Annotated in this window: 14 protein-coding genes and 1 riboswitch; of the genes, 2 read left to right on the top strand and 12 right to left on the bottom strand. The window is 71.9% G+C overall.

Annotation, left to right across the window (positions count from 1 at the left end):
* Positions 1 to 87: 87 nt before the first annotated feature.
* The 10 genes from ACIRJR_RS00675 to ACIRJR_RS00720 all read right to left on the bottom strand — a co-directional run bounded on the left by ACIRJR_RS00675 (position 88) and on the right by ACIRJR_RS00720 (position 8,134).
* A complete protein-coding gene (locus ACIRJR_RS00675) occupies positions 88 to 630 on the bottom strand; it encodes a DUF6099 family protein (protein ID WP_403771668.1) in 543 nt (180 codons plus the stop codon).
* A gap of 135 nt (positions 631 to 765) precedes the next feature.
* Positions 766 to 1,125, bottom strand: a complete 360-nt coding sequence (locus ACIRJR_RS00680) for a nucleotide pyrophosphohydrolase (RefSeq protein ID WP_403771671.1) — start codon at positions 1,123 to 1,125, stop codon at positions 766 to 768.
* Positions 1,122 to 2,294, bottom strand: a complete 1,173-nt coding sequence (locus ACIRJR_RS00685) for an AAA family ATPase (protein ID WP_403771674.1) — start codon at positions 2,292 to 2,294, stop codon at positions 1,122 to 1,124. Before ACIRJR_RS00685 ends, ACIRJR_RS00680 begins: the two co-directional genes overlap by 4 nt.
* A 55-nt stretch (positions 2,295 to 2,349) precedes the next feature.
* A complete protein-coding gene (locus tag ACIRJR_RS00690; RefSeq protein WP_403771677.1) occupies positions 2,350 to 2,757 on the bottom strand; it encodes a cell division protein SepF in 408 nt (135 codons plus the stop codon).
* Between the two features lie 75 nt (positions 2,758 to 2,832).
* Complete coding sequence (locus ACIRJR_RS00695; RefSeq protein WP_403771680.1) at positions 2,833 to 4,140, bottom strand: cytochrome P450; 1,308 nt, start codon at positions 4,138 to 4,140, stop codon at positions 2,833 to 2,835.
* Positions 4,137 to 4,751 (bottom strand): GTP-binding protein, encoded by a 615-nt coding sequence (locus ACIRJR_RS00700; protein ID WP_403771683.1) that lies wholly within the window; start codon positions 4,749 to 4,751, stop codon positions 4,137 to 4,139. Before ACIRJR_RS00700 ends, ACIRJR_RS00695 begins: the two co-directional genes overlap by 4 nt.
* Positions 4,729 to 5,082 (bottom strand): DUF742 domain-containing protein, encoded by a 354-nt coding sequence (locus ACIRJR_RS00705; RefSeq protein WP_403771686.1) that lies wholly within the window; start codon positions 5,080 to 5,082, stop codon positions 4,729 to 4,731. Before ACIRJR_RS00705 ends, ACIRJR_RS00700 begins: the two co-directional genes overlap by 23 nt.
* Positions 5,079 to 5,501 carry a roadblock/LC7 domain-containing protein gene (locus tag ACIRJR_RS00710; protein ID WP_403771688.1) on the bottom strand — a complete coding sequence of 141 codons (423 nt, stop codon included), beginning with the start codon at positions 5,499 to 5,501 and terminating at the stop codon, positions 5,079 to 5,081. Before ACIRJR_RS00710 ends, ACIRJR_RS00705 begins: the two co-directional genes overlap by 4 nt.
* Entirely contained in the window at positions 5,498 to 7,075 is a 1,578-nt protein-coding gene (locus tag ACIRJR_RS00715) for an ATP-binding protein (protein WP_403771691.1), read from the bottom strand. Before ACIRJR_RS00715 ends, ACIRJR_RS00710 begins: the two co-directional genes overlap by 4 nt.
* A 66-nt stretch (positions 7,076 to 7,141) precedes the next feature.
* The gene (locus ACIRJR_RS00720; protein WP_403771694.1) at positions 7,142 to 8,134 is read right to left on the bottom strand and encodes an MBL fold metallo-hydrolase; all 993 of its coding nucleotides are present in this window, start codon (positions 8,132 to 8,134) and stop codon (positions 7,142 to 7,144) included.
* A gap of 405 nt (positions 8,135 to 8,539) precedes the next feature.
* Between ACIRJR_RS00720 and ACIRJR_RS00725 the strand changes: the two genes are divergently transcribed.
* On the top strand, positions 8,540 to 9,427 hold the full coding sequence (locus tag ACIRJR_RS00725) for an SIS domain-containing protein (RefSeq protein ID WP_403771697.1): 888 nt from the start codon (positions 8,540 to 8,542) through the stop codon (positions 9,425 to 9,427).
* 67 nt (positions 9,428 to 9,494) lie between these two features.
* Here the strand turns inward: ACIRJR_RS00725 and ACIRJR_RS00730 are convergent, their stop codons facing one another.
* Positions 9,495 to 10,067 (bottom strand): hypothetical protein, encoded by a 573-nt coding sequence (locus ACIRJR_RS00730; RefSeq protein ID WP_403771700.1) that lies wholly within the window; start codon positions 10,065 to 10,067, stop codon positions 9,495 to 9,497.
* A gap of 201 nt (positions 10,068 to 10,268) precedes the next feature.
* Positions 10,269 to 11,126: a transglycosylase SLT domain-containing protein gene (locus tag ACIRJR_RS00735; protein ID WP_403771703.1), complete on the bottom strand. Its 858-nt coding sequence runs from the start codon at positions 11,124 to 11,126 to the stop codon at positions 10,269 to 10,271.
* Positions 11,127 to 11,130: 4 nt separating this feature from the next.
* Positions 11,131 to 11,317, bottom strand: a riboswitch (cyclic di-AMP (ydaO/yuaA leader).
* 356 nt (positions 11,318 to 11,673) lie between these two features.
* On the opposite strand from ACIRJR_RS00735, the gene ACIRJR_RS00740 reads away from it, so the two are divergent.
* The gene (locus ACIRJR_RS00740) at positions 11,674 to 11,904 is read left to right on the top strand and encodes a hypothetical protein (protein WP_403771706.1); all 231 of its coding nucleotides are present in this window, start codon (positions 11,674 to 11,676) and stop codon (positions 11,902 to 11,904) included.
* Positions 11,905 to 12,366 lie beyond the last annotated feature (462 nt).

Genomic DNA, 12,366 nt, shown 5'->3' on the forward strand with positions numbered 1-12,366 from the left:
ATCCTGCACCTTCGCACCCGCCGCGCCCCGTCTCCCCTGCCCTGTCCCTCGGCTGCCTGCCCGCCGCGGGCGCGCGGGCGCGCTGACTCACGGCTGGCCGGCGACGTAGCCGGCAGGTCCCGTGATCACGCCGTGCGGGCCGTCACGCTCCCGGTCCGGCTCCTGCTCCCGCTCCCGCTCCCGGTCGCGCTCCTGTTCCGCGAGCCGTCTGAGCATGCCGTGGACCCGGTCCACGGACTCGTCGACGGCGTCTATCGCCTCGATGCACTGCCAGTAGAGCCCCTCCTCCTCCGTGCCGCAGGCGACACCCACCAGCGCGATTCCCGCCTCGCCGAGCAAGAGGGCCAGCGCCGCCAACACCCTTGGCACATGGACCACTTCGGTGAGCTGGGCGGCCCGCACCCCACCGGCAGGAACCATCGGGTGGTCGAGCACCGCACTGCCCAGGGCGCAGGTCTCGCTGAGCCCGCGCGCCTCTGTCCGTAACTCCGCCGGCCCGCACCTCGCCAGGTGCCCGCCGACCGCCCGGGCGAGCGCCTGGGCCTGCCAGGCCTCCGCCATGACGGCCGGCACCCCCCGGCTCCCCGCCAGTGCGCCCCGCCCCGCCGCGATCAGTCGCTCCGCTTCCACGTGATTCCCCCGTCGCCGAGACCGCCCGTACAGAAACCCGCTCATCTCTTCATTACCCACAGTGAGCTGTGTGGCACACGAAAGCCAGAGGAAATCGGAAATCTGTGGACAGGAAGTGGATTGTGGATAAGTTGATCACTCCGAAGAGTGACGGTCTGTCGGCTCGGCCCCGCTCGGCACCGGAAAGCGCGTCTCGTTCCGGTCGATCTTGGCCGCCAGCGCCGCCAGCGCGTCGATGCCCAGCACCTCGCAGAACTGCAGCAGATAGGCCAGGACGTCCGCGACCTCGTCCGTGACCCGGAACGCCGTGCCGGGATCCTCCATCACCCTCGCCGACTGCTCCGGCGTCAGCCACTGGAAGATCTCCAGGAGTTCCGACGCCTCGACGCTGAGCGCGACAGCGAGGTTCTTGGGCGTGTGGTACGGCTCCCAGGCCCGGGAGGCCGCGAAGTCGGCCAGGCGCCGCTGCAGTTGCGCTACATCCAGTTCGGTCACGGTGCCAGGTCTACCACTGTCGTGCCGGCCGCCCCGCGGACGGCCGCCGCGGTCGCCTCACCGACCGTTCCCAGCAGGCGCATGTGCCCGTCCGCGCAGATCGACGCCGCCAGGGAAAGCAGCTCCCCTGCCTGCCGGGCGTCGAGGCTGCGGTCGAGTCCGTCGGCCAGGACGGTGAGCGCCTGCATGGCCGACGGCACCTCCGCCGCCGGATCCACCACCAGCACATGAGGCCCCGTCAGCAACACCAGGGCGAAGGCGAGATACCGGAGCTCGCCGTCGCCGAGGCGGCCGATGGGGGTGCCGCGCCCCGGACCCCGGCCGGTCACGGCGCGCACGGTCCCGTCCTCCAGACGCTCGACCGTCAGACCGGTCACCCGTCCCGCGCATCCCGAGTCCGCCGTGGCGACCAGACGGGCGTGCCGTTGCGCGCACTGGCTGTGGGTACGGTGCAGGACGTCGGCGAGGTTGTCGCAGGACGAGGTCAGGCGCCCCTGCCCGACCGGGACAGCCGCGCGCATCCGCCGCGGCTGCGGGTCGCAGACGAAGGCCGACCGCAGGGCGACCACGACCTGTTCGGCGGCGGCCAGGACCCTGAGCTGGCCTTCCGTGGTCCCCGCGACCCGCAGCGGCAGCAGGGCCGTACCGAGCCGGTCGTCGGGGAAGGGAGCGCGCGTCACCGGCACCGCCCCCGCCGTGTACCAGGCCGCCTGGACGGACGGGCGCCGCGGATCCAGCAGGGCCGTGGTCAGGAGGGTCTCCCCGCCGGCGCTCAGGCGCTCACCGACGATCCGGAGCGCGGGCTCGGCCTGCACGGCGAGATCCAGTGTCACCGGGCCCGCCGGTCCCTCCACCGTGCAGCCGATCCTGAAGCCGCGCCGGCCCTGTGCGTCGGCGGCCGCACGGTCCGGTACCCAGGCCCCCGGATCGGGGAAGACGTCCTCCAGCTGATCGCCGGCGGCCAGCCGCGCGAGCGCCTCGTACCCGCGCAGGGCGGTCGTCTTCCCGCTGCCGCTGGCTCCGGCGAGCAGCGTGAGCGGCCCGAGCGGGATGACGGCGCGGCGGTGCGAGGCGAAGGCGGCGAGGCGGAGTTCCCCGACGAAGGGGCGGGCGGGGCGGGCGGCGCCGGACGGCTGCGGAGCCGTCCTCCCCGAGGAGATCACAGTCATGAGCGGACCGTACGCACGCCCCGGAGCGGCGAACCGTTCCGCCCGCGCGACCTTCCTACGATTGAGGTACGCCCGCCGCGGTGACCCCCTCGACCTCCATGCCGACCGGCGCCAGCAGGAACACGTTGCGGTCCACCCGGTGCATCCCGCTGCCGAGACCGAAGACCACACCGCTGCTGAAGTCCAGGATCCGCTTGGCCACGTCGCTCTCCGCCCCGGTCAGGTCCAGCAGGACCGGGATCTGCGCCACGAGGTACTCGGCGACCTCGCGCGCGTCCGCGAACACCTGCACCCTCAGGACGACTAGGCGTCGCTGCTCGGCCGCCTCCCGCTGGTCCGGGACCGTCCGGTGGTCGACCCGGGAAGGCCATTCGTTCCGGCCCCTCAGGGGTACGACCTGGGCGAGCCCTTCCCACTGTTCGTCGGTGGCGTCGTACCTGTCGTACCTGTCGTACCTGCTCACAGAACCACCCCGTCCGTGTGCCGGTTGGCTGTGCGCCGGCTGCGCTCGCTGTTCATCGGGCAATTCTCTCGCCCCTCACCCGTTCGGCGTACCACCGACACGGTCCGGAGCCTGATCGGAGTCGTCCGGTGCGCTCGTGCCGTCCGGTCCGGGCAGCGCGTCGAGCGGGGTGAAGCGGACCGGGAGATGGGCCGGAGCACGGTGGAACGGGCCCGGCCGCCACACCAGCGCACCGGGGTCGACGGCCAGTTCGAGGTCGCAGAGCTGACTGGTGATCTGCTCGATCGCGGTCATCGACATCAGCAGGGCCGGCTGTTTGGCCGGGCATCGGTGCGGTCCGGTCGACCAGGCGAGGTGAGCACCGTCGCCGGAGCGCACGGCGCGGTCCTGGACCGAGGGCGGCGACTGCGTGTTGGCGGCGGCGAACGAGACCAGCACCAGCTGCCCGGCGCGCATCGGGACCCCGTGGAACTCCGTGTCGTGGCGAGGGAAGTGCGCGCCCATGTTGGCCAGCGGCGGATCGCGCCAGAGCACGTCGTCCACCGCCTCCCGCGCGGTCATGGCGCCGCCGTGCAGGGATCCTCCGTATCCGGTGTCACTGAGCATGCGCAGCAGCGCGTTGCCGATCAGGTTGGTGGTGGGGTCGTGGCCCACGCTCATGATGAGCGTGATCTGCCGGACGGCCTCGTCGTCGTCGAGGCCCGCCGGGTGTTCGAGGAGGTACGTGGTGAGGTCGCGGCCGGGTCTGCGCCGCCGGGCGGAGACGAGAGCGGTGACGACGCCGACGAGGTCGTCGTAGGCGGCTGTCGCGTCCGCCGCCGGGTCCATCATCCCGGCGGTGCCGCGGATCACGCGCTCGCTGTCCTCGGGCGCCACCCCGAAGGAGGCGGTGAAGACGTGCAGGGGCAGCCGGCGGGCGTACTGGGCGATGAGGTCGCCGGTGCCGGTGGCCGAGAACGCGGCGATGAGCCGCTGCGCGACCCGGGCGACCTCCGCGCGCAGCAGATGGGGTTCGATCAGGGCGAGGGTGTCGTTGATGGCGTCGCGGTAACGGGCGTGGACGGCACCGTCGGTGAAGAGCGCGGTGGGCCGGTGGCCGAGCACGGGCAGGACCGGCGAGTCGGCGGGGACGCCCGCCTGCCAGGCACGCGGGTCCTTGGTGAAGGTCTCGGTGTCGCGGAGCAGGTCGACGGCCGCGTGGTAGTCGGTGACCAGCAGCGCGTCGACGTCCGGGGCGATGCGCACCCTGGCCACGGGCCCCTGGGCACGCAGCCTGCGGTAGTGGCCGTGCGGGTCGGCGGCGAACCCTGCCCCGTACAGCGCGAGCGGTTCGAGGACGGAGGGGGCGGTGCCGGCCGAAGTGGCGGCCTCGGGAGGAGTCATGACGGTTCCTGGGACGCGGGCAGACAGGTCAGCGCGTGCTCGGCGAGCGCGATCAGGGCGTTGATGCCGCCCGCGCGTTCACGGGCGTCGCACTGCACCAGCGGGGTACGGGCGTCGAGGTCGAGGTGCTTGCGGAGGACCTCGTCCGCGTGGGCGGGGGCATCGGGGAAGCGGTTCACCGCGACGGCGTACGGGAGTCCCTGCTCTTCCACCATGTCCATGACGGCGAAGGAGTCCTCGAGCCGGCGGGTGTCGACCATGACGAGGGCGCCGAGGGCTCCGCGCGCGATGTCCTCCCAGAGCGGGAGGAAGCGCTCCTGGCCCGGGGTGCCGAACATGTAGAGCACCAGGTCGTCCTGGACCGTCAGCCGGCCGAAGTCGACGGCGACCGTGGTCGTGGTCTTGTCCGGAAGCCCGGCGGTGTCGTCGAGTCCCGTGCTGGACTGCGTCATCACCTCTTCCGTGTGCAGGGTCGGGATCTCCGACAGGGTGCGGATCAGGGTCGTCTTGCCCACGCCGAAGGGACCCGTGACGACGAGCTTCATCAGGGTCTCGGCGGCGCTCGGCAGATAGCCGACGCCACCCCGGTCAGTGGAGGGAACGGAGTCCAACGAGCAGCCTCTCGACGAGCGACCGGTCGATCTCACCGGCGCTGGGTATCGGTGGTCGAGCGTGCAGGTGTCCGGCGGCCACGAGGTCCGTGGCCAGGAAGACCGTCGCGCTGACCGGCAGTTCCAGATGGGCGGCGCATTCGACGACGGTGAGCGCTCCCGGCTCCAGGAGCTCACAGAGCCTGCGCTGCTCCGAACCGGTTTCCGGCGCCAGGGCCGAGTCGGTACGGATGAGCACGGCGAGCCGGTCGAGCGCGGGGCCGGTGGGCTTGGAGCGGCCACCGGTGACCAGGTAGGCGGGGATCAGGCGGCGTCCTGGGCCGGGGCTCATGGCCGGGTGGCAGCGTCCGGTTGGCGGGTGGGGGCGTGCATGGCCCGGGTCAGCGCGGTGACCTGCACCTGCATCTGGTAGGCGATGTTCCCCAGGTGTGCGTCGGGGGCCGCGAACAGTGCCAGCGTGGTGTTCCTGCCTGCCGGTACGACGATGGCGAAGCCCAGGTCGGACTCCACGACCGTCTGTGCCAGGCGCGGCGACTCGGCCTCGGTGAAGGCGGTGGTGAAGGCGCGGGCCGAGGCGTGCAGGGTGGCCGTCATCGCCGCGACGCGTTCGGCGGACGCGCGGTCCAGGCCGGGCGACGCGCCCTCGACGAGCCCGTCGCCGGTGGCGACCACGGCGTGCTGTACGCCGGGGAGCTCCAGCAGGGGGGTCAGCACCCAGGCGAGATCACCGGCGGTGGGGGTGGTGCTCACGTCTCGTCGTCTCCTTGGTCGTCCGATGGGGATGCCGGGGGCGCCGCTGGTGCGGGCGCCCTCCTGCCGCTGAGGGTGCCTTCCTGGAGGGCGGCCCAGGCCGCCCCGGCCCGCTCGGGCGTGCGGGGCGGGGGCTCCTCGCCGGCCCTGCGCGGGACGGTGTCCGCCTCCGGGGAGGGCGCTCTGCGGGATCTGCGCCGCCGGGTGGGCAGCCCTGCCGTGGGCACCGCGTCCTCGTCGGCGGAGGTGTCCTCGGCAGTGGGCTCGGTGGCCGGTTCTGCGGGCGCGGGGGGTTCGAGCGGCACGGCGGCCGGTTCTGCCGGCGTGGAGGGCTCTACGGGCACGGCGGCCGGTTCGACGGCGGGCGCGGACGGTCCGAGCGGCACGGCGGCCGGTTCGACGGCGGGCGCAGAGGTTTCGAGCGGCACGGCGGCCGGTTCGACGGCGGGCGCAGAGGTTTCGAGCGGCACGGCGGCCCCGGCCGACGGGGCCGGGCGGGTGTCGGTTCCGGCCCCTCGCGCGTGCACCGGCGTCGGGGCGAGCACGGACAGGGTGCGGTCGTCGTCCATCACGGTCAGCAGATGGGCCGGGATCCGCAGCATCGCGCGCATCCCCCCGTACGGGGACGACTCGATGTGGCAGCTGAAGCCGTAGCGCGCGATGAGCCTGCCCACGACGGCGAAGCCGGTCTGCGGCGGGTCCCCCAGCTCGGTGAGGAGCACCTCGGAGGGGCCCGACAGCAGGGCGCGGGCACGGTTCAGCGCGTCGTCGTCCATGCCGATGCCCGCGTCGTCGACCAGGATCAGCGCGCCGCGCCCCGGGGTCTGCTGGACCGTCACCGGCACCTCGGTGTCCGGGTGGGAGTACGCCGTCGCGTTGGCCAGCAGTTCGGCGAGCGCGATCGCGAGGGGCTCGGCGGCACGGGCGACCAGCGCGAGCCGCTCCTGGCGCAGGTGGTTGGCCACCTTGATCCGCTCGTACCCCGCGACCCGGGACTGGGCGCCGAGGACGACCTCGACGAGCGAGGAGTTCTGCCGGGCGAGTCCCGGCCAGGCGTCGCAGAGCACGGCCGTGGCCTGGGTGCGGCGCAGCGCCAGCTCGTTGCGGAAGTCGAGCTGCAGGATCCGCGGGTCGTCGTACTCGTGCTGGAGCTCCTGCAGCAGGTGCTGCGACTGGTTGAGCAGCGACTGGATCTTGGCGGAGGTGCCGCGCATGGCCGAGCGCGCCGCCGCGTCGACCCGCCGGCGTTCCTCCAGGACCGCCGTGCGCGCGGCCTGGACGGCCTCGCTGAGCAGCCGTGCCGCGTCACCCTCGATGTCCGCGGCCTCGCGCAGCCCGGGGACGGGAGCCGCCCGGTGGGAGAGTGCGGTGGCCGCGGCGGGTATCCGCTTCCGGGCGAGCTGGCGGATCTCCTCGGTGAGGGCGAGGGTGCGGGCCTCTGCCGCCCTGGCCTGCCGTTCCGTCAGCTCGGCACGCGCCGAGGCGCCGTAGGCCTCGCGCCCTGCCTGGTAGCTGCGCGCCGATGACCATATCGCCGCCACGACGGCGATCAGTGCCACGATCCATGCCACCACGGCGTCACCGCGTCTCTGTTGTCGGGGACGGCGTACGGCCCGCGCCGCCGTCGTGCCGGCCGGCCGTCATGCCGGCTCGCCGGTACACGCCGTGCCGGTCTCGTGGGCGACGGCGGCGACGTCGGCCATCACCTCGAGGACCCCGGGGAGTTCGGATCCGTCCAGGTGCCGGTATTCACTTCCGATGGTCACCACGAGCCTCTCCGGGAGGCCGAGGTCCGGGTAGCGGCCTTCGGCGATCACCCGGCGGGCGGCCTCGGTCGCGGGCACCCCCGCCTCGTGGAGGGCGTGGGCGCGTTCGCGTACGTACGCGAGGTAACCCATGTGCTCCCGGACTCCGGCCGGGCCCAGGACGGGTCCGTGGCCGGGCACGATCACCTCGGCCCCGGTGGCCAGGACCCGTTCGCAGGCGTCGATCACATTGCTCAGGGGGCCGGCCCAGTGCACCGGGTGGTCCCCGGGCTGCCGCGGGGTGGAGGAGAAGATGACGTCACCGCTGAACACCGTGCGGTGCGCGGGCAGATGCACGATCAGGTCCCCCGCCGTGTGCGCCGGAGGAAGGGACGACACCTGGACCGTGTGCTTTCCGAGGGTCAGTTCGAGCTCTCCGGTGAAGTACGTCGTCGGCCGTACGGCATCGGTCGCCGACCAGTCGAAGACACCGAAGTGGCGGGAGAGGTAGGCCCCGAGGGGAGTGGACGGATCACTTCCGGCCACCAGGGCGTGCTGCTGCTGCGGGGTGGGGTCGTAGTGGATGTGCTCCCGGGCCTCCCGGGTCACGATGATCTCCGCGTCCGGGAGCACCCCGGCGCCCCAGAAGTGGTCACCGTTGGCGTGCGTGACGATGATCCGGTCGATTCCGGCGCCGTCGGGCAGCCGCTTCTGGCTCTCCACGAGGAACTGTCCGGCCAGCAGGGGGTCGTACGGGGTGTCGATCCACAGCGCGCCGCGCGGCGACACGAGAAGGCCGCAGTTGGCCAGGCCCCAGCCACGCTTCGGCGGCAGCCAGGCGTACAGGCCCCGGCCGAGGTCAACGACGTCCCCACCCGTGATCGACATGGGGCGATTATGCCGACCTCGATCCGGCCGCGCGTTCGAAGTCGGCCAACGCGTCGATCCGATGACGTGAAATCACCGCTCCCACTGACCGTCGGCCGTCGGCCGGTGACCGTCCGGGGTCGCCCCAGATCGGCTTCACAGGGGATTTTCCACCCGATGTGCGGGATAACGACCACTCGGATCGACACGCGCGACGGATACCCACACCCGGGCGACAGAACCGGATTGAGCCGACTACCCACCGAGCATGGCCGAAAACCGACGCTGCATGAATCGCGAAGTCGCACGCCATTTGCTTGTTCCTGCTCGATAGACCCCTGTAACATGCAAAATTGAACAAGTGGGTGACGATTTCACTTGGCCCACCTCATCAGGCGCGAGCAGCAGCGGAAGCGGAGTGCGGACATGTCCCATGTCGAGACCGAGACAGCCGGCCAGCCCGAGTGCTGGCGCCGCGCCGCGGAGATCGCTGCCGACCGGAAGGCGGTCCTGCCCGCCACCGGTGAGCGCATCGCCGTCGTCGGCTGCGGAACGTCGTACTACATGGCGCAGGCGTACGCCTCGCTCCGCGAGGCCTCCGGGCAGGGCGAGTCGGACGCTTACGCCGCCTCGGAGTTCCCCGTCGGGCGCGCGTACGACCGCGTGGTGGCCCTGACACGTTCGGGAACCACGACCGAGGTCCTCGGCCTGCTGGAGCGGCTGCGCGGCACGACCCGCAGCGTCGCCGTGACCGCCGACCCGCTGACCCCCGTGATGGGCGCCGCGGACGAGGTGGTGGTCCTCGATTTCGCCGACGAACGGTCCGTGGTCCAGACGCGGTTCGCGACCACCGCGCTGACCCTGTTCCGCGCCCATCTCGGGCTGCACACGGAGGACGTCGTACGGGACGCGGAGGCGGCCCTCGCGGAACCGCTGCCCGACGGGCTGCTGGAGTGCACCCAGTTCAGCTTCCTGGGGCGCGGCTGGACGGTCGGGCTCGCCAATGAGGCGGCGCTGAAGATGAAGGAGGCGTCGCTCTCCTGGACGGAGTCGTACCCGGCGATGGAGTACCGCCACGGCCCCATCAGCATCGCCACGGCCGGTACCGCGACCTGGATGTTCGGCACCGCTCCGGAGGGGCTCCGGGAGCAGGTGCTTGCGACCGGGGCCCGCTGGGTGGAGAGCGGACTGGACCCGCTGGCCGACCTGGTCCGGGTCCAGCGGCTGGCGATCGCCCGCGCGGCCGCCCGCGGTCTCGATCCGGACCTGCCGCGCCACCTGACGCGGTCCGTGGTGCTCGGCGCCGGAGCCTGAGCCCACCTCATGGCATGCCGAGCACCGGGCCGGCGGGCGGCCCGGTGCTCGGCCGTGGACGCGGAGGTCAGGCCTCTTCGAAGTAGGCGTCCAACGCCTCGTCGAGCTCCGCCGTCCACCCCTTCAGCTCACTCCTGGCCCCGGCCTCGACCTCGGCGTTGAACCACCGGCGGCTCGACAGGTGGACGGTCACGGTGAACCGGCGCCCGAAGCGGCCGGTCTTGACCTCGACCGCGCCGATCTCGGACCAGTCGAACTCCGCCTCCTGGTCGTCGAGCCGGAAGCGGACACCCTCGGCGTCCACCCTGATGGATCCACGGCGGTCACTGACTTCGAAGACGGGTCCGTCCTCGTCGCCGGCGTCCTCGCGCACCGCTCCGGCGTCCTGGACCTCCTCGGCGTCCGGGGTCCCGGCGTCGGCAGCCGTGGAATCGTCCACCGCCTCCTCTGCCGCGTCCTTGACGAGCGGGGCGCCGACGTCGGCGCCCCGGCCCTCCTCGGGCCCCTCGGGCTCCGCCTTCTCCGCTTCCGCTTCCGCCTCCGTCCGCGCGGGGGCAGGGGCCGTCAGGCCGGGGATGTACGCCGGGTCTGTCCCTGCGGCGAACTCGGGCTGAGTGTTCGAATCTATGCGCTGCTCCACGGCGGGCAGTATGGACGACGAACCTGTACGAGACCAGTCACCCCGGTCTTGACCGGCCTGTCGCGCGGGCGGCGCCGCCCTGCGGTGGCTCCGGACACGACTGACGGGTGGTGTGGGTTCCGCCGAACCCGCACCACCCGTCAGTACTGCTCTGTCCCTCTGTCACATGCCGTCTGTCAGAGGTCCCGCGTCCGTGAGGGCTCAGTAGGCCCCGAAGACGTTGTCGATCGAGCCGTACCGGTCCGCGGCGTAGTTGCACGCGGCCGTGATGTTGGCGACCGGGTCGTAGCTGTCCATCGACGTGCCGGGCACGTGGTAGGCCTGGAAGGTCGGGTCGATGACCTGCAGGAGACCCTTCGACGGAACACCGTTGATCGCGTTGATGTCCCAGTTGTTGATGGCCTGGGGGTCACCCGCGGACTCGCGGATGATGTTGCGGTGGATGCCCTCGTAGGTGCCGGGGATGCCGTGCTCGGCCATGACGGCCAGCGACTCCTTGATCCAGCCGTCGAGGTCGTTCGTGTACGAGGTCGACTCGGCCGCGGGAGCGGCCTCCGCTGCGGGCGCACCCTCAGCGGCGATCGAGGTGCTCGTGCGCTCCGAACGGTCGGCGCGGTCGGAGCTCTTCTCGGCACGGTCGGACGCCTTGGATTCAGCCTTCTCGGCCTTGTCCGCGGACTTCTTCTCACTCTTGACGTGAAGGGTGATCTTCAGACCGGGGTGAATCAGGTCCGGGTTTCCGCCGACGACCTTCTTGTTGCCGTCGTACAGGGCCTTCCAGCCACCGCTCACGGAATGCTCGCGAGCGATCTTGGCGAGGGTGTCGCCCACGGCCACGGAATAGGTGGCGGACTTCGACTTCTGCGCGGCAATTCCCTTGCCGGACACAGCAGTAGAGGTTGCGGCCTTTTCCACGGCCACCGGCTGGGCCGGGGCGGCGAAGGCACCGGTGGCACCGATCAGGGGAAGGGCCAGTGCGGCTCCGCCCGTGCTCACGGCGATGATGCCGCGGGTCAGCGAACTGGTCCTGGAACGACGGTGCTTACCGTTTTCGGGCATGCTGAATTCCTCTCCGTCGCCTGCGAAGTGAGCTGTCGGGTTCGAGCTGGAGATGCCCGGCCGCATAGGGATGCGACTTCACCCCGAGCCGCTCCGGGTTACCGGATCGGCGCTTACTTGGGTCCCCCGCTCCTGCCGTACGAGAAGTGGTCGGGTAACCAGGCGGCGGCAGGATTCGGCGTTCCGCCCGGAGTGATGGTGACCGTAGGCGAGAAATAGGGAAAGGAACAAGCCTGGCGCGGTGATCACAATTCATCCGCAAGATCAATTCACGGGAATTCATGTAATCCACCCCACACGGCGCCATCCATTTCTCTTGGCGCAGAAGGGAACCGGCCGCCGCGAACCCGCGTCCGGGACGCAGGAGGTGACCCTGGTCACGGAGTCCGATTCGGGCGATTTGCGCCCGCGCGAAGGGGGCCAGGTCGCACGAAATGGCCTTTTATGGATTACGGGATTAATTTCTAAAAACATTCCAAATCGGGCATATGAGCCACAGTGGACCACTCCGGCATATCTGGAGTGTTGGTGTGGAACCGATCCGCCTATGACGGAAAATCCCTACGCCGCCGCTCCCCGCATCACCGTCCTGCCGGTCCAGCCGGGGGACCCGCCCTTCCGCGTCGTGGAGATCGACGGAGAGGTGATCGGGCGCGCCACCGCCGTGACCGACGTCCTGCTGGCCGCCGCAGCGGCCGGCGTTCCGGTCCACGACCTCGATGACCCGGCCTCCGTCCGCTGGGTGGGGGGCGGCAAGCTCAGCTGGAGGCCGCACTGAGCGGCACGGGGCGGGGCGGACGGGGCAGGGTGGGGAGCAGGGCAGGAACGGGCGGCCGCGGCGGGACACCGAGGCGCCCGCCCGGCCACCGGGCCGACCGCCGCCGAGGGGGGCAGGTGCGGCGGATCCCTGAGCGCCCTTCGCCCGTCAGGCCCCGGACGGTGCGTCGTGGCGGCCGTGGCGCGCAGCAGGTCCAGCGCCGTGTCCGGCGCCGCCTCCAGATGGGTGATCCGGCGGGCGGACTCGGGATGACCAACCCGCGGGCTGCGTTGCTCCCCGGCGCCGGAGGGCGCTACCGGTCGGAGTCACGGAACGGGCACACCGCTCGGGGCCACGGCGCGCACACCGCGCCCCCGGGGGCGGGGCTCCACGAGCGATATCCGCCCCGTCCCCGTAGCGGCCCGCCGGGGAGACAGAGCGGGAGGCCGCCCCTCCCCCGGCGGCCCCGCCGGGGCAGGGCTG

It is taken from the genome of Streptomyces sp. NPDC102402 (assembly GCF_044765765.1).
Classification (GTDB): Bacteria; Actinomycetota; Actinomycetes; order Streptomycetales; family Streptomycetaceae; genus Streptomyces.